At 42.2% G+C, this 21,404-nt stretch carries 18 protein-coding genes; 8 read left to right on the forward strand and 10 right to left on the reverse strand.

What is annotated here, in order from left to right:
- Window positions 1-95 precede the first annotated feature (95 nt).
- Window positions 96-1,979, reverse strand: a complete 1,884-nt coding sequence (locus BSR11_RS05320) for a methyl-accepting chemotaxis protein (protein WP_072669427.1) — start codon at window positions 1,977-1,979, stop codon at window positions 96-98.
- Window positions 1,980-2,284: 305 nt separating this feature from the next.
- Between BSR11_RS05320 and BSR11_RS05325 the strand changes: the two genes are divergently transcribed.
- Window positions 2,285-2,761, forward strand: coding sequence for a MarR family winged helix-turn-helix transcriptional regulator (locus tag BSR11_RS05325; RefSeq protein ID WP_072669428.1), 477 nt, complete (start codon window positions 2,285-2,287; stop codon window positions 2,759-2,761).
- Between the two features lie 69 nt (window positions 2,762-2,830).
- Here the strand turns inward: BSR11_RS05325 and BSR11_RS05330 are convergent, their stop codons facing one another.
- Window positions 2,831-3,217 (reverse strand): MarR family transcriptional regulator, encoded by a 387-nt coding sequence (locus BSR11_RS05330; RefSeq protein ID WP_072669429.1) that lies wholly within the window; start codon window positions 3,215-3,217, stop codon window positions 2,831-2,833.
- A 247-nt stretch (window positions 3,218-3,464) separates the two neighbouring features.
- On the opposite strand from BSR11_RS05330, the gene BSR11_RS05335 reads away from it, so the two are divergent.
- Window positions 3,465-4,130: a DUF2982 domain-containing protein gene (locus BSR11_RS05335; RefSeq protein WP_072669430.1), complete on the forward strand. Its 666-nt coding sequence runs from the start codon at window positions 3,465-3,467 to the stop codon at window positions 4,128-4,130.
- A 75-nt stretch (window positions 4,131-4,205) separates the two neighbouring features.
- On the opposite strand, the gene BSR11_RS05340 is transcribed toward BSR11_RS05335, so the two are convergent.
- The 5 genes from BSR11_RS05340 to gyrA form a co-directional block, all read right to left on the reverse strand.
- Window positions 4,206-4,862: an MBL fold metallo-hydrolase gene (locus BSR11_RS05340; protein ID WP_072669431.1), complete on the reverse strand. Its 657-nt coding sequence runs from the start codon at window positions 4,860-4,862 to the stop codon at window positions 4,206-4,208.
- Window positions 4,863-4,997: 135 nt separating this feature from the next.
- Window positions 4,998-6,536 carry a L,D-transpeptidase family protein gene (locus BSR11_RS05345; protein WP_072669432.1) on the reverse strand — a complete coding sequence of 513 codons (1,539 nt, stop codon included), beginning with the start codon at window positions 6,534-6,536 and terminating at the stop codon, window positions 4,998-5,000.
- 386 nt (window positions 6,537-6,922) lie between these two features.
- Window positions 6,923-7,570: a GTP cyclohydrolase II gene (locus BSR11_RS05350; RefSeq protein WP_072669433.1), complete on the reverse strand. Its 648-nt coding sequence runs from the start codon at window positions 7,568-7,570 to the stop codon at window positions 6,923-6,925.
- 353 nt (window positions 7,571-7,923) lie between these two features.
- Window positions 7,924-8,103, reverse strand: a complete 180-nt coding sequence (locus tag BSR11_RS05355; protein WP_072669434.1) for a hypothetical protein — start codon at window positions 8,101-8,103, stop codon at window positions 7,924-7,926.
- Between the two features lie 375 nt (window positions 8,104-8,478).
- Window positions 8,479-11,154, reverse strand: a complete 2,676-nt coding sequence (gene gyrA / locus BSR11_RS05360; RefSeq protein ID WP_072669435.1) for a DNA topoisomerase (ATP-hydrolyzing) subunit A — start codon at window positions 11,152-11,154, stop codon at window positions 8,479-8,481.
- Between the two features lie 350 nt (window positions 11,155-11,504).
- Here gyrA and ubiG point away from each other — a divergent pair, with 350 nt between their 5' ends.
- The 4 genes from ubiG (at window position 11,505) to yfaE (ending at window position 16,430) form a co-directional block, all read left to right on the forward strand.
- The gene (gene ubiG / locus BSR11_RS05365; protein WP_072669436.1) at window positions 11,505-12,212 is read left to right on the forward strand and encodes a bifunctional 2-polyprenyl-6-hydroxyphenol methylase/3-demethylubiquinol 3-O-methyltransferase UbiG; all 708 of its coding nucleotides are present in this window, start codon (window positions 11,505-11,507) and stop codon (window positions 12,210-12,212) included.
- Between the two features lie 446 nt (window positions 12,213-12,658).
- Window positions 12,659-14,941, forward strand: coding sequence for a class 1a ribonucleoside-diphosphate reductase subunit alpha (gene nrdA, locus BSR11_RS05370; protein ID WP_072669437.1), 2,283 nt, complete (start codon window positions 12,659-12,661; stop codon window positions 14,939-14,941).
- A gap of 77 nt (window positions 14,942-15,018) precedes the next feature.
- A complete protein-coding gene (gene nrdB, locus BSR11_RS05375; protein ID WP_072669438.1) occupies window positions 15,019-16,152 on the forward strand; it encodes a class Ia ribonucleoside-diphosphate reductase subunit beta in 1,134 nt (377 codons plus the stop codon).
- Complete coding sequence (yfaE, locus tag BSR11_RS05380) at window positions 16,152-16,430, forward strand: class I ribonucleotide reductase maintenance protein YfaE (RefSeq protein ID WP_072669439.1); 279 nt, start codon at window positions 16,152-16,154, stop codon at window positions 16,428-16,430. The genes nrdB and yfaE overlap by 1 nt, the downstream gene beginning before the upstream one ends.
- 30 nt (window positions 16,431-16,460) lie before the next feature.
- On the opposite strand, the gene BSR11_RS05385 is transcribed toward yfaE, so the two are convergent.
- Entirely contained in the window at window positions 16,461-16,727 is a 267-nt protein-coding gene (locus BSR11_RS05385) for a 30S ribosomal protein S6 modification protein (protein ID WP_072669440.1), read from the reverse strand.
- 201 nt (window positions 16,728-16,928) lie between these two features.
- Window positions 16,929-18,170, reverse strand: a complete 1,242-nt coding sequence (locus BSR11_RS05390; RefSeq protein WP_072669441.1) for a CinA family nicotinamide mononucleotide deamidase-related protein — start codon at window positions 18,168-18,170, stop codon at window positions 16,929-16,931.
- A gap of 286 nt (window positions 18,171-18,456) precedes the next feature.
- On the opposite strand from BSR11_RS05390, the gene BSR11_RS05395 reads away from it, so the two are divergent.
- Window positions 18,457-19,353, forward strand: a complete 897-nt coding sequence (locus BSR11_RS05395) for a DUF3943 domain-containing protein (protein ID WP_072669442.1) — start codon at window positions 18,457-18,459, stop codon at window positions 19,351-19,353.
- 179 nt (window positions 19,354-19,532) lie between these two features.
- Window positions 19,533-20,045: a glycine cleavage system transcriptional repressor gene (locus BSR11_RS05400; RefSeq protein WP_004395364.1), complete on the forward strand. Its 513-nt coding sequence runs from the start codon at window positions 19,533-19,535 to the stop codon at window positions 20,043-20,045.
- A 79-nt stretch (window positions 20,046-20,124) separates the two neighbouring features.
- On the opposite strand, the gene nspC is transcribed toward BSR11_RS05400, so the two are convergent.
- Window positions 20,125-21,255 carry a carboxynorspermidine decarboxylase gene (gene nspC, locus BSR11_RS05405; protein WP_072669443.1) on the reverse strand — a complete coding sequence of 377 codons (1,131 nt, stop codon included), beginning with the start codon at window positions 21,253-21,255 and terminating at the stop codon, window positions 20,125-20,127.
- Window positions 21,256-21,404: the final 149 nt, after the last annotated feature.

The raw sequence follows: 21,404 nt of genomic DNA on the forward strand, positions 1-21,404 counted from the left end.
CAAGGATCAACATAGGGAGCTTTCGCTCCCTATGATTTATCACAAACTATCAAGAATAACTTAAATTTATTAGCTCATCTCTTATCAATTAGAGCTTATAACTTAAAGCGACGGATCTCTTGGTCGAGCTGATAAGAGAGCTGTGATAGCTCCGCAGCTTGAGCGGCTGCATCATGAGCTTCTTGGGCAAGATCATTAGACACATCGCGAATACCGACCGTATTACGCGTGATCTCAGAGGTGACTGACGCCTGTTCCTCGGCAGCCGAAGCAATCTGGGTCGCCATATCACTGATCCGCTCAACTGCATGATGGATTTGCATCAAGCTCGCTGCCGCAGAGTGTGCATCATCAACACTCGTATCGGCTAGCATCCGACTATCATTCATGATTCCAACGGCTTTACCCGTCGTGCCTTGTAGCATTTCAATCATGGTTTGAATTTCTTTCGTTGACGCATGTGTACGTTGGCTCAGTACGCGCACTTCATCGGCAACCACCGCAAAACCGCGACCTTGTTCACCTGCACGAGCCGCTTCAATCGCCGCATTCAATGCCAATAGATTGGTCTGCTCAGCAATCCCTTGAATGGTTGAAAGAATGGTACTGATCTGATTGCCATGCTCTTCCAGCTCTTGAATAACACCTGTTGCTACCTGCACTTCTTTCGCTAAAGACAGAATAGAGTTCTGTGTTTGCGATACTTGCTTAGAGCCATCGACACAAGCGGTTACCGCCTCGGATGAGTTTTGCGCAGTATGTTCAGAGTTATTAGCAATCTCCTGAGTCGCCGCTGCCATTTCATTGATTGCTGTCGCAACCATATTAATTTCATCTTGCTGCATACGGATACGGGCACTGCGCTCTTCAGCATGAGCTGCCGTCATATGCGATTGTGATGACAGTGATGCTGAGACTTCGCTCAATTTACTGACCATGGTATGCATATTACCGACGAAAATATTGAAATTTTTCGCCAGTTGTCCCACTTCATCGTCACTACGTGGCTCTAAGCGTTGCGTTAAATCACCGTCTCCGGTTGCGATTTCTTCTAATGCTTTAGAGACACGTAATAAATCTCTGAATAAAAAGCTGACTAACCAAGAGACAATCAACACCACGACCAAGGTGATAAAAATCGCGGTGATCAATAAGCCTGTGAGCAATTGAGTATGCGCTGCAAATTCGGTATTTTTATCCATCTGCACAGCAAATACCCATGGCGTATCCGCGACTCTATCAAAGTAAAATAGGCTCTCTTGGCCGTTATGGTTCAATGTCATTAGCTGACGACTATTAGCGGCTTGCTGAATAGCATTCATGGTAAGCGCGCTATCAAGCGAACTGACTGGCTTTAAAAGCAATCGTTTGTCTGGATGTGCCAGAAAATAGCCGTCTTGGGTATCAATCAACATCGCGTAGGCATTATCACCCGCGTCGATACTCAACACATCACTGATTAATTGATCAATCAGTACATCTGCACCAACCACACCACGTAGCTGACCATTGTGACGAATAGGTTCAGCAATGGTCACTAATAAAGCATTAGTGATCGCATCTTGATAAGCCGTAGTGATAATTTGTTTACCCGCATTCGCGGCATCACGATACCAAAGACGAGTACGAGGGTCATAATCAGCTCGGTTACGCTCTGGATGGGAGCGATACATTTCACCGTTAACAGTACCAAAGAAAATATCGTCAAACCCGCCGGCTTTACGCGCCTGTTGTAAAAAAGGCACCACATCAGGTTGCACGGTATAGTCATTAAATGCCGTAGAGATATCTTTTCGGATCGAAATCCAATCAGAAATACCTTTCGATGCCGTTTCAGAAATAGCTTGTGCACGGGCAAGCACGCCACGGCTTGTTTGTTGTTTGAGTTGATCGGCAGACAACCAAGTCAATGCGGCCGCCATCACGACGACCGCTGACAGGCTAGTGCCAATAAGCTTTTGTTTTAGGGTTAATTTCATAGTGAATTATCGCTGATAAAAGGAACAGTTGGGCGGCAAATAATAGCGAGGTTTATAAGCGTTTGCACGCATTATGTAAAAATAAACACCGTTGCAATAACTGTTTGCTTTTAATCACATTACCGTCAAATTAGTGACAAATGTCATCATTCCAACCATTTTATTCTCTGTCAGAAATGGATGAGCAAAAATGGCTAACGCCACCACGACTTTCAATAGCAAGGATATAACTCTACTTTTCAATTATCCTCAACTAAGGTATGGTCCGACCTAATTGGTCCATTGTTTGTTGTAGGTAAAAGATTGTGGAAAAACACGAAGAAGTGTTGGTTGCGATTCGTCAAATTATCCGAGCCATAGATTTGCATTCAAAAAAATTAAGCAAGTATGCTGGGCTGACGGGTCCGCAATTAATTTTGATGCGTTCAATTGAAGAATTAGGTGAAGTCACGATTCGTCAATTGTCCAAGCACACCAACATGAGTCAAGCTACCGCAACGACTATTCTAGACCGTCTAGAACGAAATCAATATGTACAACGCGTCAGAAGTAGTACTGATAAACGTAAAGTTCACGCTCATTTAACAGACACTGGACGAGAACTATTAGCTCGCGCGCCCCAACCGCTACAAGACAGTTTTGTGCAACAGTTTCAGCATTTAGCCGATTGGGAGCAAAGTTTATTACTCTCATCAGTTCAGCGTTTATCTGCCATGATGAATGCAGAAAAAATGGATGTCGCACCGATGTTGGAAATCGGCAGCATCACTAAGATCGAGTAAATTTGATAAGCCATATCACTCTACAACTGCCACCTGAATAACAAGAGCAGTTGTAGAGTCATTGGTCATTTACAACGCTTTATAAATAACCTTGTTACCCGCTTGGGACTCTCTGGCAACTAATTCAACTTCAAGTAGTTTCTTTAATGCCCCCGTCGCCCAAGACGCGGCTTTACTCTCTTCTTGTCCAGCCGCTAAACCAATCGCCTTAGGATTAATGCCCTCTGCATTCGCCACAACAATATCAAATACTTGTTGCTGTTTAGGGGTTAACACGATATCTGCACGTATCGTTGATGAAACGGGTTCACTTGATGGTTGTGCCGTTTGCTTGGCAACGACAGAATTAACGGCTACAGGCTTGGCTGTTTTTGGTGCTGAGGTAATGTTTGCTACCATCGCTATGATGCGCTTTTGCAGTTTTGCCTGCACTTTACGCTTATGAGCAAGTCTCATCGAGTATCTCTCCATTTCACTGCACAAGATGCAGTGGTGAAAATTTGAAGCGCGTTTTATAGCAAAATTCATCGACCTTTTGTAGGGTATCGCTCAAGTTCACCTAACAAAAGCAAGATTTACCCGATAAGCGGCTAGAATTTAAACAGCACATCATTATTTGCTGTTTACGGTTTCAGTGATGCGCAGTGATCACCATCGATGAATATTGAGTATTAATCATAGAGCCTTTGCATGCGAGGTCGGTATGCCAACAATCCACTTATCTAATTATCAATTCGATCGACATTCACTCTACGCCAAAATCGGTTTGTTGTTCGTGTTATTGATCATTATTGCTTTGATTCGCTTATCGAACAGTTGGCAACAGGCATTAGTGGCGATAATGTGTGTATTGATTTTATGTGCAGCGGGCTATTGGTTAGCACGTAAAAGTTGGGTAGGTTTCACTCTCACCGCCAGTCACTTACAACAACATTTTTACTATGGTGGGTGGGTAGTGAAATGGCAAAATATCAATCAAATTGGAATATGTACCTATCAACAAGAGGGATGGCATCAACCGCTGCCATGGATAGGTATTCGTTTAAAAAATTACGGACCTTTTTTAGACGGTATCTGCCCAAGAATTGCTCGAGAAATGTTATTTAACCAACGAGCCTTACTGTATTTAGGCATGAAGCAGCATGATAAAAGCCTACTTTTTGAAGACATCGTATTAGATTCAACACCCTATACCGATCCACAAGGTAAAATATACACAGGCTTAATGGCAATGCTCGCTAACCGAATGCACCATCAACGTAATTTTTATGGTTTTGATGTTTTTATCTCGGAGAATGATCTTGACCGTTCGGCTGATGAATTTGTTGGTCTGGCTCGACGCTATCTCGCCGCAGCCAAACCCGAATAAGATGAGATTGTCTTAGGAGCCAAAGTACAATAGGCTCCTTGTTATCACAAAAATACACCCTAACATCGATGACAACTAGTAAAGTGGCATTTCATCAGCCACAAAAGGATTACTCGCTCGTTCACGACCAAACGTTGAGGTCGGTCCATGGCCGGGAATAAACGTTACTTGATTACCCAAGGGCCAAAGTTTGTTTTTAATAGAATCAATCAACGTATTGAAATCACCCTGTGGAAAATCAGTTCGTCCAATACTGCCATTGAAAAGCACATCACCAACAAATGCTAAACTGGCTTCTTCGCTGAATAAAACCACATGACCAGGAGTGTGGCCGGGGGTATGCAAGACGGCAAGCGTCTGGTTACCAAACGTGACGGTATCACCTTCCTCGAGCCATTGATGGGGTTCAAAGGCTTCGGTCAGCGGAAAACCAAACATTTGACTCTGCCCTTCTAAGCCTTGTAACCAAAAATTATCGGCTTTATGAGGACCAATAATTTCTACCCCGCCCAACAGAGCAGCAAGAGGCTCGGTACCCCCAACATGATCCAAATGACCATGAGTCAAAACCAGTTTAACCACTTGGACGCCTAGTTGATCAATCAATATTTTTAATTGTTTTACATCTCCACCGGGATCAATAACAATGCCTTGCATGGTGTCATCACACCATACAATTGAACAGTTTTGCGCAAACGGAGTAACGGGGACAATTTGATACTTCAAAGACATGAGAGAACCTGAACAAACAGCAAAAAATTATCATCAACTATGACATTCTCATTCGGCTTTGACAAGTCGTGCTCAAGACTCAAACAACTGGATACGGCGTACAAGTAAGTATCGCAGCGTTCATAAAAATCCTCATTATTGAGTAACCCGTTTATCAAGACGATAAATATCGTCTCTGAAATGCAATTGTCCTGCGTCATACCACGCCGTTTGATAAATAATTTGTACTGGTATGCGCTGTCTTAATGGAATGGCTTGATTCACAGGGCTACTTTGCGGAGCAAATTGTTGAGAGTCTAACCCCTGTTTGGTTAACAATACATTGGCAAATTGATCGGCATGTTCAACCCGAATACAACCCGAGCTAAATGCTCTCGAGTCACGCTCAAATAAATATTTACTTGGGGTATCATGCAAAAAGATCGCTCGTCGATTTGGGGTATTGAATTTATATAATCCCAGCGCATTGTGATAGCCCGCTCTTTGACGCATCCGATAAGGAAATGCCTCTAATGAAATATTCTCCCAATCTATCGATGTCGGTTCTAGAGTCTGTGTCGCTCCCCAACGCGGTAGAATCTCTAGGTTTTGACGATCTAAATAACGCAGATCTCGCTTCGCCATAGGTAGAATGTCTTCGACCATGATTTTATAAGGAACATTCCAAGTGGGATTAACAATTAAAGAATCTAAACGTGTCGTCATGACTGGCGTTGGCCGAGAAATGCGTCCCACCACCACTTTTGATTGAAAAACGTTTTCTCCCGCATGCCAATACTTCAATTCAAAGCTTGGTACATTAACCACTATCGATGTATTACTGGCTGGCCACAGACGCATTCGCTCAGCATTCAAAGCAATTAAGCCTAAACGCTCTTCAACGGAGACATTTAGCCATTTTAAGGTCTGCGGACCAATCACACCGTCAGCGGTTAGTCCATGTAACTGCTGAAAATGCTTTATGGGTTCGATTAATGAATTATCGTACCAAGAAACATCGTCACGAATCACGGTAACATCAATATTGACCAGAGCTAAACGTTGAATCAAGCTAGAACGATCTTCCAATCTATCGCCTGGGCGTTTCAAACCGACTTGTCGATAAATCGGTAATGGTGCCGTTTTAAGTGCCGACAAAAAACTATAAGCATAAACCAATTGATGATAAGCAGGATCTTGTGGGGCATGTTGCAAAACTAAATCAGCCATCGCAGGCGTACCCGCAGCGACCGACAGTGCTAATAATGAAGAGCTGCTCGGCAAAGGTAATACATGATTTAATTTACCGTTAAAAAACCAATCCATCCCTTGTTGAGCGGCTAATTGAGCGTAGCTAAGATAGCCGATGACTGTGTCTGTCGCTAACACATCATATTGAACCCATGCCTGTTGTTCACTCAAGGCTCGTAATTGCTTATAGCGTTTTGAAAATAATGGGCTAATGTTCGCTTGATGAATCAGTGCAAGTTGCTGCTCAAAATAGACTCGACTCAACTCATCTCGCCAAATTAATTGATGCTGATTACGCTGGTAGAGTTTCTCGACTTGCTGAGGATAATATAGTGCATACTCACTTTGTCCCTTGAGATCAGAAGGTTGAACCACTGACGCATGAGCAAAAAGTGGCAAACTAATCCAAAGCAAAACAATGGCCATCAATGAGTAACGCTTCATATTTTCGATGTCCCCTTGGCTAACCAATAACGTAGGTTAATTTAGAATTGGTGAGCGTAGACGATACCTAGCACTAAACCGTCCAGCCGATGTTTGATTAAGTATGGCAAATATTCTCCGCTTTACCCACTCTTTATCGACATTGAGCTCAACTTCCTAAACCAATCGTGATCGGCTGTTCTTGGCTAAGATTGGCGTTATCTTGTAGTGCCAACGCAAGAAAAGTCCACCATCTATAAACAACAAAACTCATCACTTCAAATGAAGAAATGATGAGTTATGGACAAAAACTTTAGTGATCTGGGCTAAAGGTGTTTACACAGATTCATCAGATGAAAGAGAATACGCTGAAAGTTCAATCGCTTATATAGAAAAAGCATCACGATTTATAACTTTAAATGATGTTTGCCGCGTGAGACTTTCGCTTTTAAATAATCTTCATTACCATGTTTAATATGTGCAGCCGTATTAACCACACTGACAATCTCAATCCCGTGCTCTTGTAACTCTCTTATTTTTTTCGGGTTATTCGTTACTAAACGAATTTTAGTCACTCCGAGTGCTTTTAGCATTTGCGCTGCTTCAGTAAAATCGCGCAAATCATCACCAAAACCAAGATGATTATTGGCTTGATACGTATCCATACCTTGGCTTTGTAAGCGATAGGCATCAATCTTGTTATATAAGCCAATACCTCGGCCTTCCTGGCGTAAATAGAGAATAATACCGCCATGCTCGCCCATCTTAGTGATGGTCTCTTCGAGCTGCTCCCCGCAATCACACCGTGATGAATGAAAAACATCTCCGGTTAAACACTCAGAGTGCATTCTGACTAATGGAATAGATTGTGTTTTATCTGCCGCTTGAAAGATAACGGCTACGTGTTCTTTATCCGACTGTAAACCTCGGAATGAAAGAATCTCAGCATCAATATTACTTTTCAAGCCAACTTTGAAGTCGACTCTGGCTCTCACTTCCGCCATATCTTTACTCACTTGAATTCGTTCTGGCTGCACGCTAGTTATGGTATGCATAAGGTTACTCTTATCTGGTGATTTTTACTATGGAGACTAATACCCCATTTTTCAACGAAAAGATCACAATAAGTCCAAATTGTTATATTATAACAATTTGTTGAGATCGCAACAAAAGAGTGAAGTGCTTACATGGCGAGGCTTATGGTCAACATAGCAGCATACAGAGTCAGCGAGCTTATCCAGACTCTACTACGTCAATCAGCGGAAAAAGCATCAGCAATTAAGTGGTAAGAAAAAATGAGCAGAGAAAGAATAGCTAAATGATAAAACAGGGAAATGATGCTCTGTTCAATTAAAAAATAATTGATAGTATCAGGCGCAATGAATTCGTCAGTGTCACCGTTTTTGAATTAATGGCTTTGCGAGCGTTTCCAAACCGCTAATTCAACCCAAATTTGCTCTAGCTGTTTTAATTCTTCTTCAGTTAACAACGATAATGTTGTGGTTTGCTGAGGTAATGCATAAGACTGAAGCGCGCTAATTTGCGCATAAAAATCTTTTTTTAATTGCGAGATTATGGCGTAGTCCACTGCGAATGTCCTATGGTGATTTGATCATAATTTACTCTAAAAATAATATCACTTCCTGTTAATATCTAGCAAGGATATTTTAAAATTACAATAATAATCACACTATTTATTGTATATAAGCCAATAGCAGTTCTTAATCTTTAGATGACCAAGAGACTTTTTATATAAAAAAAATAATCATCAAGTTTCATTGTAAAGTGAAATCATGATGCAAAAAATTGATCCGTGAATTATATCTAACCGCTTTCGTGATCATATTTTGATCTTAATGTCTTGTACTTGTTTAAGCATAAAAAAGACCGAGCATTACGTCTCGGTCTTTTATTCGTTGTATTCACCACTTCTTATTATTAGTAGCGGTGTCGGTATAACAACTTATTCTGTAGGATCCGTATTGCTGTCCGTTGAATCAGTCTCGATCGTCGTTGAGGTTGACTCCACCGATGGCTGAGCTTCAGAAGAAACGTCATCATCTTGTGGCAAATCCGCCTCATCAAGCTCTTCAATACGCTGCAGGCCAACCACTTTCTCACCTTCTGAAGTGCGGATCAGCGTAACACCTTGGGTATTACGGCCAACTTGACTCACTTCAGCAACGCGAGTACGAACCAAGGTAGCCGCATTGGTGATCATCATGAATTCATCGCCTTCATCGGCTTGCACGGCTCCGACAACTTTACCATTGCGTTCCGAAACTTTGATCGAAACAACACCTTGTGTTGCACGGCTCTTCGCTGGATATTCAGAAAGCAGAGTTCGTTTACCGTAACCATTTTCAGTCACGGTTAAGATGTCACCATCGGTTTTTGGCACAATTAAAGACACAACTTGATCGCCTTCAACCAGCTTCATACCACGAACACCAGATGCAGTACGTCCCATAGGACGAACACCACCTTTAACGTTACCTTCATCATCAATGATCGGTTTCTCGTTAAAACGAACCACCTTACCTGATTTTGAGAACAACATGATATCGCTTTCACCGTCGGTAATTTCAACACCAATCAATGAGTCGTCATCACGCAGGTTAACAGCGATCAAACCATTAGCGCGAACATTAGAGAATTGATCTAATGACGTCTTCTTAACCGTACCATCACCGGTCGCCATAAAGATAAATTTATCTTCACTGAATTCCGTTACTGGTAGGATAGCAGTAATACGCTCGTTTTCTTCAAGTGGTAGCAAGTTAACAATCGGTTTACCACGTGCGGTACGGCTAGCCAATGGTAATTGATAGACTTTCAGACGGTAGGTCTTACCACGAGTTGAGAAACATAAGATATTATCGTGCGTATTGGCTACCAATAAACGCTCAATATAATCTTCATCTTTCATTCGAGTCGCGCTCTTACCTTTACCACCACGGCGCTGTGCTTCGTAATCCGTTAATAACTGATACTTCACATAGCCTTCATGTGACAAAGTAACAACAACATCTTCACGAGCGATTAGCTCTTCCATATCGATGTCATGGCTAGCTGCTGTAATTTCGGTACGGCGTGCATCACCAAAGTTATCGCGAGCCATTTCTAACTCTTCACGGATCACTTCCATCAAGCGTTCTGTATTCGATAAAATATGGATTAGCTCAGCAATTTCATCCAATAATGCTTTGTATTCATCGAGGATTTTGCCGTGCTCTAAACCAGTTAATCGGTGTAGACGCAAGTCAAGAATCGCCTGAGCTTGCTGCTCAGTTAAGAAATACTGACCATCACGAATACCGTATTGTGGCTCTAACCACTCCGGACGCGCGGCATCAGTACCAGCGCGTTCAAGCATAGCCGCAACATGGCCTAAATCCCAACCACGAGAAATTAAGCCAATTTTAGCTTCTGCTGGTGTTGGAGCTTTACGAATAAGATCAATAATCTCATCGATATTAGCCAACGCGAGTGATAAACCTTCAAGAATATGGGCTCTTTCACGCGCTTTACGTAATTCAAAAATGGTCCGGCGAGTGACAACTTCACGGCGGTGGTTAACAAAACATTCCAACATCTCTTTTAAGTTGAATAGTTTTGGTTGACCGTTATCAAGCGCCACCATGTTAATACCGAATGTCGTTTGCAATTGAGTATTGGCATAAAGATTATTTAATACCACTTCTGCCACAGCATCACGACGGCACTCAATCACAATACGCATACCGTCTTTATCAGACTCATCACGTAATGCGCTAATGCCTTCGACTTTTTTCTCTTTTACTAAATCGGCAATTTTCTCAATCAAACGCGCTTTATTCACTTGATAAGGAATTTCACTGACGATGATTGTCTCTTTACCGTTTTTCTCAGTTTCAATTTCCGCTTTTGAACGCATGTAGACTTTGCCGCGCCCTGTTTTGTAGGCGTCAATAATGCCTTTGCGACCGCTGATCAAAGCAGCAGTTGGGAAATCGGGACCAGGGATGTGCTCCATCAGCTCATCGATAGTAATATCTTCATTACTAATGTAAGCCAAACAGCCATTGATGACTTCAGTCAAGTTATGCGGCGGGATATTGGTTGCCATACCAACCGCAATACCAGACGAACCATTGACTAATAAGTTAGGAATTTTAGTCGGCATTACTGCCGGAATTTGCTCTGTACCATCATAGTTAGGTACAAAATCAACCGTTTCTTTATCTAAATCAGCCAAAAGCTCGTGAGCAATTTTCGACATCCGAACTTCGGTATATCGCATTGCTGCCGCTGAGTCACCGTCAATCGAACCAAAGTTACCTTGGCCATCGACCAACATATAACGCAGAGAAAAAGGCTGCGCCATACGTACAATCGTATCGTAAACCGCACTATCACCATGAGGGTGATATTTACCGATAACGTCCCCTACCACACGAGCCGATTTTTTGTAGGGTTTATTCCAATCGTTACCCAAAACACTCATCGCGAACAACACGCGACGATGCACTGGTTTTAGACCATCACGCACATCTGGAAGAGCACGACCAACGATGACAGACATCGCATAGTCTAAGTATGAACTTCGTAGCTCATCTTCAATGTTTACGGGTGTGATCTCTTTAGCTAGATCGCTCATAGAGCCATTATCCCTCTATAGTTTGATCGGATTATTCAAACCACACTCAGTTTTGCTCGGCAACGAGCCTTGGTTTAACTGTTTTGTTGGTCGAATAATATTGATACTTATAAGGTTGAAAAATATAACACAAGTTGGCCCACTTCGGCATCACTTTCCCTGCCCTTTTATCAGGTTGTGACCGTGGTTAAGTATCAACTGCCGAGAAATCACACATTCCTCTCATATCCGACTGATAAGTGATTACTTTTCCATCAAGTATATCTGGATCCGAGATAACGGCTGGTGTGGATGATTCATAGGGTTATAATGGTCACTTATTGGTGTGGGAAACATAGGCAATCAGAAGTATGACCAAAGCACAAAATGTCGATCCAAATGAAATCCAAAAATTTGCCGATATGGCATCACGTTGGTGGGATTTAAACGGCGAATTTAAGCCATTACATCAAATTAATCCGCTGCGTCTTAACTACGTGTTGGCTAACGCTAATGGTTTATTTGGAAAGACGGTATTAGATGTCGGCTGTGGTGGGGGGATCTTAGCTGAGAGTATGGCTCGAGAAGGAGCGCATGTAACTGGCCTTGATATGGGCAAAGAACCATTGGAAGTTGCTCGTTTACACGCACTTGAAACGGGGACAACGTTGACTTATCTACAAAGTACCGTCGAAGATCACGCCCAACAATATCCTCACCATTATGATGTGGTGACCTGTATGGAAATGCTCGAACACGTACCTGATCCTCTCTCAGTAGTCAAAGCTTGTGCTCGTTTGGTGAAACCCGGCGGCCATGTGTTTTTCTCTACCTTAAACCGCAATATAAAATCTTACCTATTTGCAATTGTTGGTGCGGAACAACTGCTTAAGATTGTACCGAAAGGAACCCACGACCACAGCAAATTTATTCGTCCTTCCGAGCTGTTACGTATGATCGATCAAACCGCGTTACAAGAACAAGGCATAACCGGTTTGCATTATAACCCACTCAATGACAGTTATCGTTTAGGGAAGAATGTGGATGTGAATTACATCATTCATACCAAACTACTCTAAAATAACCGCTCTATCTTTGACACCATGACCAGTACATTTATCGTGTCAATCGGTGCTTGACGAGACCTTAGTAAACCTTTGACTCGGGTCTCAATCTTTACTGAAAAAATTACTGAAAGATCAAGTCATTTTTTTTTAAGCTTGGTTAGTAAAAAAGCAATCTGTAAAGGCAGATTTTTTACCATTAAATCTACCCTTTGATTGTCGGTAAGTAGCTACTAACTGAATTTTTTTATTTCTCAGGTTATCCACAATATGTGCAAGTTCTGTAACTTGCATTAATGATTAGATAGCACTATCTTGTAACCCGAACACTGATACACCCCTATATATAGTGTTTCTCACCACTGGCTGTAGGGCGATTTTTATCACAAAGCCAACGTTTGATTTACAATAATTACACCAAAACACGGCTTTTATCAGTTTTGTTAGGGAAATAAAGCAGAATGAACCAACAACTTACTGTCACCAAGCGTGATGGACGCAAAGAAAATATCGATTTAGATAAAATTCATCGCGTAATCGAATGGGCCGCCGAAGGTCTGGATAATGTCTCCGTTTCACAAGTAGAACTGCGCGCTCACATCCAGTTTTATGATGGGATCACCACCTCTGATATCCATGAAACAATCATCAAATCTTCCGCTGATTTGATTTCTGAAGAGACGCCAGATTACCAGTATCTTGCCGCTAGGCTCGCGGTATTCCATCTACGTAAAAAAGCCTATGGTCAATATGAGCCACCTGCGCTCTATGATCACGTCTCTGCAATGGTCGCAAAAGGTAAGTATGATAGCCACTTACTTGAAGATTATAGCGCCGAAGAATTTGCACAAATGGATACGTTTATCGACCATCGACGTGATTTAGATTTTTCTTACGCTGCCGTCAAACAGTTGGAAGGCAAATACTTCGTACAAAACCGAGTCACTGGACAAATTTACGAAAGTGCACAGTTTTTGTACCTTCTCGTTGCCGCTTGTTTATTCGCCAAATATCCCAAAGCCACACGTCTTGATTTTGTGAAACGTTTTTACGATGCGACGTCGACCTTTAAAATTTCACTCCCAACACCGATCATGTCCGGTGTGCGTACTCCAACTCGCCAATTCAGCTCATGTGTATTGATTGAATGTGGTGATAGCCTCGACTCGATAAATGCGACGGCAAGTTCGATTGTCCGTTACGTATCACAACGGGCGGGGATCGGTATTAATGCTGGACGCATTCGCGCATTAGGTTCTGAAATTCGTGGTGGTGAAGCCTTCCATACGGGTTGTATTCCATTTTATAAATACTTCCAAACGGCAGTGAAGTGCTGTTCACAAGGTGGCGTTCGTGGTGGTGCAGCAACGGTATTTTATCCTTTGTGGCATGGTGAAGCCGAATCCTTATTGGTTCTGAAAAATAACCGTGGGGTCGAGGAAAACCGTGTTCGTCATATGGACTATGGCGTTCAGCTTAATAAACTGATGTACAAACGTTTAGTGGAAGGTGGCAATATTACGCTCTTCTCACCGTCTGATGTACCTGGGCTATACGATGCTTTCTTCCAAGATCAAGAGGAATTTGAGCGTCTGTACGTTAGCTATGAAAATGATCCTAGTATCAAAAAACGTACCGTGAAAGCATTAGAAATCTTCTCACTACTCATGCAAGAACGAGCATCAACTGGTCGTATCTACATACAAAACGTTGATCACTGTAATACTCACAGTCCATTTGATGCCAGTGTTGCCCCTGTGCGCCAATCGAATCTTTGTTTAGAGATTGCACTACCGACCAAACCTCTGACGAATGTAGAAGACGATAGCGGTGAGATCGCGCTCTGTACGTTGTCAGCTTTTAACCTCGGCGCAATAGAAAAACTGGATGATTTCGAAGAGCTAGCTGAATTAGTGGTACGTGCATTGGATGCCCTGTTGGATTATCAAGATTATCCACTGCCGGCAGCTCGCAAGTCGACCATGAACCGTCGTACATTAGGGGTGGGCGTGATTAACTACGCTTACTACTTGGCAAAACATGGCGTGAAATATTCAGATGGCAGTGCGAATGGTTTAACGCATCGTACCTTTGAAGCAATGCAATATTATTTGCTCAAGGCTTCAGTATTGTTAGCGAAAGAGCAAGGCCGCTGCCCTGCCTTCAACGAGACCAACTACGCTAAAGGTCTGCTACCAATTGATACGTACAAAAAAGATCTTGATACGTTATGTGATGAACCATTGCATTACGATTGGGATGGTTTGCGCAATGAGATCATGGAGTTTGGCTTACGTAACTCAACCCTGACAGCTTTAATGCCATCTGAAACATCATCGCAAATCTCCAACGCGACCAATGGTATTGAGCCACCACGCGGGTATGTCTCGGTTAAAGCATCTAAAGATGGCATTCTTAAACAAGTCGTTCCTGAGTTTACCAAGCTTAAAGAAAATTATGAGTTGTTATGGAATATTGGTTCTAATGATGGTTATCTGCACTTAGTTGGTATCATGCAAAAATTCGTTGACCAAGCGATTTCTGCCAATACTAACTATGACCCGAGTAAATATGCATCTGGCAAGGTTCCGATGAAAAAATTGCTCCAAGATCTGCTCACTGCGTATAAGTATGGCGTGAAAACTCTTTACTACCATAACACGCGTGATGGCGCTAAAGATGATCAAAAAGATGCCGTACAATCACAAGACGATGATTGCGCTGGCGGCGGATGCAAAATCTAAACAACTTTTTGGCATGTTATTTCACTGATAATTTGTATGCCTCTTACACCGTAAGAGGCTAAACGGATGAAACCATTATGGCTTACAGCACTTTTACTCAGAAAAAAAATGACCAATTAAAAGAACCTATGTTTCTTGGTCAACCAGTCAACGTTGCTCGTTATGACCAGCAAAAATATGAAATTTTCGAAAAACTGATCGAAAAACAATTAAGTTTTTTCTGGCGACCAGAAGAAGTCGATGTATCCAGCGACCGAATCGACTACGGTAAATTACCCGATCACGAAAAACATATTTTTATCTCTAATTTAAAATATCAAACTCTGCTCGATTCTATTCAAGGACGCAGCCCAAACGTTGCTCTCCTTCCGTTAGTTTCATTACCTGAGCTTGAAACATGGATTGAAACGTGGTCATTTTCTGAAACGATTCACTCTCGCTCTTACACGCACATCATCCGTAATATCATCAATGATCCTGCGGTTGTATTTGATGATATTGTTGAAAATGAGCATATCCTTAAACGCGCAAAAGACATCGCCCATTACTACGATGACTTAATCCAAGCGACCAATGACTATCATCGTTTTGGTGAAGGCAAACACCAGCTTAATGGTGAAACCATTAACGTTAGCCTGATTGATCTAAAGAAAAAGCTTTATCTCTGCTTGATGTCGGTTAACGCGTTAGAAGCGATTCGTTTTTATGTTAGTTTTGCCTGTTCATTTGCGTTTGCCGAACGTGAGCTGATGGAAGGGAATGCGAAAATCATTAAATTGATTGCTCGTGATGAAGCCTTACACCTGACCGGTACACAGCATATGATTAATCTGCTGCGTAACGGATTGGATGATTTCACCTTCTTGCAAATCGCTGAAGAATGTAAGCAGCAATGTTTTGATTTGTTCAAAGAAGCCGCTGAACAAGAAAAAGAGTGGGCAGCGTATTTGTTTAAAGATGGTTCAATGATTGGTTTAAACCGCGATATATTATGCCAATATGTTGAATACATTACTAATATCCGCATGCAAGCTGTTGGTTTAGAACCCGCTTATCCAAAAGCAACCAGTAATCCGATCCCTTGGATTAATGCGTGGCTATCTTCTGATAATGTTCAAGTAGCGCCACAAGAAGCGGAGATAAGCTCCTACTTAGTCGGTCAAATTGACAATGAAGTTAATGCTGATGACTTTGAGGATTTCCAACTGTAATGGCCAGTATCAAAATCAACAATACCTTAACCATTGAGTCTAATTCTTCTAATACGCTGCTAGAAAGCATGGAACAAGCGAGGTTAGAGCCTGAATATAACTGCCGAGACGGGCACTGTGGCGCGTGCCGCTGTACCCTCGTTTCTGGTGAAGTGGAATATGTTGGTTTTGCGATGGCTTATACGCAAGGTAATGAAATTCTACCTTGTATCTGCAAAGCAAAAAGCGCACTTGAGCTGGTTGGGGTGAATTATCGCCCAAAAGCCAAGCGCGCTTAATTTCTCTTGCTTATCCTAAGCCAGCAAGCGTTATGCGCTGGCTTTAATACCAAATAACAACCGATCAACGGTACTTCCTGATACGGTTTTTTGCGCAATCTCCCTTCCCCCATCATCAAATAGAGACAATTGATAACCATAGTGATCAGGTGAGCAATCCTCTCTATTCGGCTCTTCTATCGGGGTATGCAGCCAAAGTGAAACCACATCTTGATGTTGGTGAATTAACGCCTCACCTAAGATCACTTTTTGACTTGCGACTTTATACCAAACGAGAATTTTAGATTGATGGAACATACCAGCCTCCTGCCGAAATGAATCGAGCGAGTTGTTAGTCTACAGACAAATTCACTCGTTGGGTCGATCATTTTTTCAGCAAAATAGGCAAGGACCAGTAAATCAAACGGTTACTATTTAGACTAATTAAGCATACTGCGGCTTATCTAAAACATCTCTAGTAATAAGTTGGCAAATCACAGCCTTATCTGATCGAAAAGATCATTTATTGAGCATGCTGGCTGGTAAATGCAGCTCTTTCAGGTTCGTGACGCTGCTATAGTGAGCAAATATCGGCTTCGCCGACAAATAGCGGCGTAGCATATCCCCCGCAATGGTTGCGATCAGCTGTTTTTGATCGTCAGCAGAATAAGTACGATTAAATGTCAATTGTTGAGCCCACTCCCCATGAGGAGTCGATAAAGCCACACAAAACGTATCGTCTTGCAGGGGGCCACTCACTAACGCCAGATCTGTAGCACACTTTTCTTTTGTCGCTCCCGCCAACGCAAATACCGCAGCAAGAGGCTCTTGTTCACTTAATCCAGCTTCTGCTCCATGGCTCAATATCCAACTGTGGCCACTTAAGCGAGCAATCTGTTCATCACTGAGTAACCAATAGGAAAGCCATCCTTTAGTTGCTTGCTCAGCTATCGATAATGACAGTTTTTTATCTCTTAGCAGATGACCAATATGCGTAAGCATCGGTTCATCAACACTCACCACATAAGCTTCAATATGTGAATGAATCAGTTGTAATACTCTAACGCGGGTTGCTAAATCATTCGCTGGACCAAAAAGTTTAATTTCAATAAATGGCAGATACGAGCGATAGCCAAGTTGATAGCCTTGTGGAAGTTGTAACTTTTCAAGCTTATCGGAAAGCCCAGACTCCGAGCTACCAAAAGTATACAGTTTGCTGCACTCGAAACCAATGTGTTGCGGAAATTGCTGTTTTAAGTCAGGCAAAATCTTTTGTTGCACCATTAACTTAAATTCGCTTGGCACTCCGGGAGTAAAGTAAAACCAACAATCATTGATAGACAATTTAAATCCACAAGCGGTACCAATTGGATTATCAATCAGAATCGCTTTCTCTGGCAGCATCGCCTGTTTAAGATTACTGTCTGGCATAGTTTTTTTACGCTGAGCAAAAAAACGTTGTAATACTTCAACCCATTCTGGAAATAGGACTAAGCTTTGTTCTGCGGCTTGCGCTGCTGCCGCTGCACTGAGATCATCGCTGGTTGGACCTAACCCACCATTCACAATAACGATCTGATTATTGAAGCTCAGCATCAATAACTCTTCGACTAAAGCAGACTGGCTATCCCCTACCGTCGAACGCTTAGTGAGACTAAAACCATTTTCAAAAAATAGCTGTGATAACCAAGCTGCATTGGTATCGACGATGTCACCATGCAATACCTCTTCTCCAGTACTTAACATTGCTATCTTGAGCATAGTTTGACCTTATTTGAGTACTTATTTTTCATTATGGCTATCAGTATAACCAACCGATAGCATTAGATATACTTGGTTAGATGCTTTAATCCGAACCAAGCTATACTTGAACGCTGAAAATGCACGCAAATCATTAGTCGTTCGATGAATAAACCTATTGATCATTTTCATCACGAGCATTTTCATGGATAATTACCTTTTTATACCCATTGAGTGTGTTGAGCGAGCTGAAAACTTAACCGCTTTACCCTATCAACAATTAGTTATTTAATGATTGGAGCGTTTTGTGCCTAAAAAATATAGTCTTGCATTGCTATTATCTTGCACTTCTTATGCCAATGCGGCGTACTATCAAATGCCCCAACATATAGAGTTATCTTATAATGTCGACTGTCTACAAGTCGTTTGTCATCAGCCAGAAGCCGTAGTTCCTTCGCAACTCACTTTTGTTACACCATTACAGCAACAACCGACACTCAAAGCTGAAGATCCTTCTTTGCCTCGTTATTTAACGATTTCAGATACTCGAGACTGGGCATATTTAAGAGGTCAAACATACACCATATTAGGACTCAGCGTTGCGACGGTAGGATTGATGACTCTGCTTCCTGAATCAATCACTAAATGGGATGAAGAGGATCGTAATCTGAGTGGTTTAGGCCGAAAGTGGAAAGACAATGTCACTTCTGGGCCAACATGGGATCGCGATGAGCATTTTCTGAATTATATTATGCACCCTTATTTTGGTGGTGTTTACTACACCGCAGCAAGACATGCTGGATTTAATGAATTTGAGTCTTTTCTGTATTCGGCCACGATGTCGAGCTTCTTTTGGGAATATGGCGTTGAAGCCTTTGCTGAAGTGCCCTCTTGGCAAGATCTGTTTATTACCCCCTTCTTTGGAGCCGTGGTCGGCGAACTGATGTTTGAAAAAGAGCAAGATATTGTCGCCAATGGTGGTGAAGTATTTGGCTCTCAACGTTTAGGTAGCGTCAGCCTCTTCCTATTAAATCCTGTAGGGCATATTCACAGCTGGGTTAGCGATGCTTGGGGAGGTAGCGCTGAAGTGACTTTCCAAAGTACACCTTGGTTTGGCGACAGCAATGCCGCTAAATTTGCTCTCGATTCCGGTGCGAAATACGACCGTCAGTTCTATGGTGTTGATTTTAAAATTTCTTTTTAAGGTAATGTTCCGGGTGATTTTTTCGCTAAAGGCCACCTGACCGAATAACTGTGCAGTAATAAATAGAATTATCAGACCTTGATCGATGTCCTTTTTGCAAATATTGACCCACCTCAATTTTTATTCATCAGAACCTCCTACACTAATCATAAGCGCTCAGGCTATGCTAGGAGGTCATAATGAACAGTACTTTTATCGTAAACTTTGTTGGCACAGCCACCGCCGCAACGATCAAACAATTAGCGGCGATCACTCATGAAAATGAAGGTAAATGGTTAATCAGTAAAGTTAACTTTATTGACAATCAAGTTGCTGCAGTAATTAAAATTGAAGTACCGCAAAACAACGCGGACATAGTGAAATCCGCCTTTCAGTCTCACTCTGAATTGCTGGTACAAATTATTGATTGTGAAGCACAAACAAACCAAGAAGAGCAAATTTATCATGTCCGCTTAGATGCGAATGATCGGTTTGGGATCGTCAATGAAATCACCCATTTACTTGATGGGCAAGGGATCAATATTCTTGATATGGATTGTCAGCGAGTGTTTTTAGCAACCGGCGGTGGCGTGAGCTCAAGCCTATTTAGTTCAACCATGGCTATCCGCTTACCGGCCGAAATTAGAATTGAAGATGTCATCAAAGAGCTGGAAGCACTCAGTGAAGATACTCGGGTAATGTTAGAATCTTAAAAATCACACAGAGAATAGAGGGAGGCCAGAAGCCTCCCTACTTTTTCAATGCTCATTTTTAGTACTAAGTAATCAGCGATTAAACCGACCACTGAGATAAAGAACGTTTAAAGTCTTGATAACCAAACTCATTTAACTTAATGATTTGTCCATCACGACGCTCGCAATACACTGATGGCATTTTTAGGCCATTAAACCAGTTCAGCTTCACCATGGTATAACCGGCGCTATCCATAATATGCAACTTTTGACCTATCTGTAATGGCTCAGCAAACTTGGCAACACAGAACTGATCACCAGCAAGACAAGAGCAAGAACCAATCACATACTCATGTTCACCCTGTTCATTGGCTTCAAGCACCGATGCTGGTTCGCGATAAATCAAAGTATCAAGACGATGCGCTTCTGTCGCCGAATCAACAATCGCGGTTTGCATCTCATTATCCACGATATCAACCACGGTAACGACTAAATCGGTCGTTTGGGTAATGATCGCTTCGCCCGGTTCAAGGTATAACTGCACCTTGTGCTTATCAGCAAACGCTTTCAGCGCATCGGCGAGTTTATCCACATCATAGCCCGGCCAAGTAAAGAATACGCCACCACCAAGACTTACCCAGTCGAGTTTATCAAGATAAGCACCAAACTTTTCAGAAATAGCATCAAGCAACGCAATAAATGCGTCTACATCCTTGTTCTCACAGTTCATGTGGAACATCACACCATTGATAGTGTCGAAAACGCTGCTATCTAGCTTATCAAACTGCACACCGAGACGAGAAAATTTACGAGCAGGGTTGGCTAAGTCTTGCCCCGCATAACTCACTCCCGGATTCAACCGTAAACCTAGCGATGCCTTACCTTCTACCAAGTGGCGATAAGCGGCCAGCTGAGATTGAGAGTTAAAGATCATCTTATCGCAAATATCAGCGACTTCTTTTACATCCTGCTCACTGTAACCAACACTGTAAGCGTGTGTTTCACCGCCAAACTTCTCATAACCTAGCTTGACTTCAAATGGCCCTGAGCTGGTAGTGCCGTCAAGATAAGGCTTAATAATGTCAAACACGCCCCAAGTCGAGAAGCATTTCAATGCCAGCACTAATTTAACCCCTGAGCGCTCTTTTAAACGCTTAGCGATTTCCAAATTAGCGATCAACTTCGCTTCATCGATCATGAAGTAAGGGGTGTTTAATTCACTCTTTTGCATTTGATTTTATTCCTGTTCATATCCAATGGCTTAAACCGCTGGAAATATCCTAAAAAGGAAAAAACAGCCGCTACCGAGTAGCCGCTGTTTTAAACACACTGTATGTTTATATCTCTGAACTGAGCATCGTGTTATCCAGTCTTGGAACT

Source organism: Vibrio injensis, from assembly GCF_001895205.1.
GTDB classification, from domain to species: Bacteria; Pseudomonadota; Gammaproteobacteria; order Enterobacterales; family Vibrionaceae; genus Vibrio; species Vibrio injensis.

Coding starts and splice junctions, on each gene's coding strand:
- BSR11_RS05320 (WP_072669427.1), bottom strand. CDS start 1,979: ATGAAATTAACCCTAAAACAAAAGCTTATTGGCACTAGCCTGTCAGCG.
- BSR11_RS05330 (WP_072669429.1), bottom strand. CDS start 3,217: ATGAGACTTGCTCATAAGCGTAAAGTGCAGGCAAAACTGCAAAAGCGC.
- BSR11_RS05335 (WP_072669430.1), top strand. CDS start 3,465: ATGCCAACAATCCACTTATCTAATTATCAATTCGATCGACATTCACTC.
- BSR11_RS05340 (WP_072669431.1), bottom strand. CDS start 4,862: ATGTCTTTGAAGTATCAAATTGTCCCCGTTACTCCGTTTGCGCAAAAC.
- BSR11_RS05345 (WP_072669432.1), bottom strand. CDS start 6,536: ATGAAGCGTTACTCATTGATGGCCATTGTTTTGCTTTGGATTAGTTTG.
- BSR11_RS05350 (WP_072669433.1), bottom strand. CDS start 7,570: ATGCATACCATAACTAGCGTGCAGCCAGAACGAATTCAAGTGAGTAAA.
- gyrA (WP_072669435.1), bottom strand. CDS start 11,154: ATGAGCGATCTAGCTAAAGAGATCACACCCGTAAACATTGAAGATGAG.
- ubiG (WP_072669436.1), top strand. CDS start 11,505: ATGACCAAAGCACAAAATGTCGATCCAAATGAAATCCAAAAATTTGCC.
- nrdA (WP_072669437.1), top strand. CDS start 12,659: ATGAACCAACAACTTACTGTCACCAAGCGTGATGGACGCAAAGAAAAT.
- nrdB (WP_072669438.1), top strand. CDS start 15,019: ATGGCTTACAGCACTTTTACTCAGAAAAAAAATGACCAATTAAAAGAA.
- yfaE (WP_072669439.1), top strand. CDS start 16,152: ATGGCCAGTATCAAAATCAACAATACCTTAACCATTGAGTCTAATTCT.
- BSR11_RS05385 (WP_072669440.1), bottom strand. CDS start 16,727: ATGTTCCATCAATCTAAAATTCTCGTTTGGTATAAAGTCGCAAGTCAA.
- BSR11_RS05390 (WP_072669441.1), bottom strand. CDS start 18,170: ATGCTCAAGATAGCAATGTTAAGTACTGGAGAAGAGGTATTGCATGGT.
- BSR11_RS05400 (WP_004395364.1), top strand. CDS start 19,533: ATGAACAGTACTTTTATCGTAAACTTTGTTGGCACAGCCACCGCCGCA.
- nspC (WP_072669443.1), bottom strand. CDS start 21,255: ATGCAAAAGAGTGAATTAAACACCCCTTACTTCATGATCGATGAAGCG.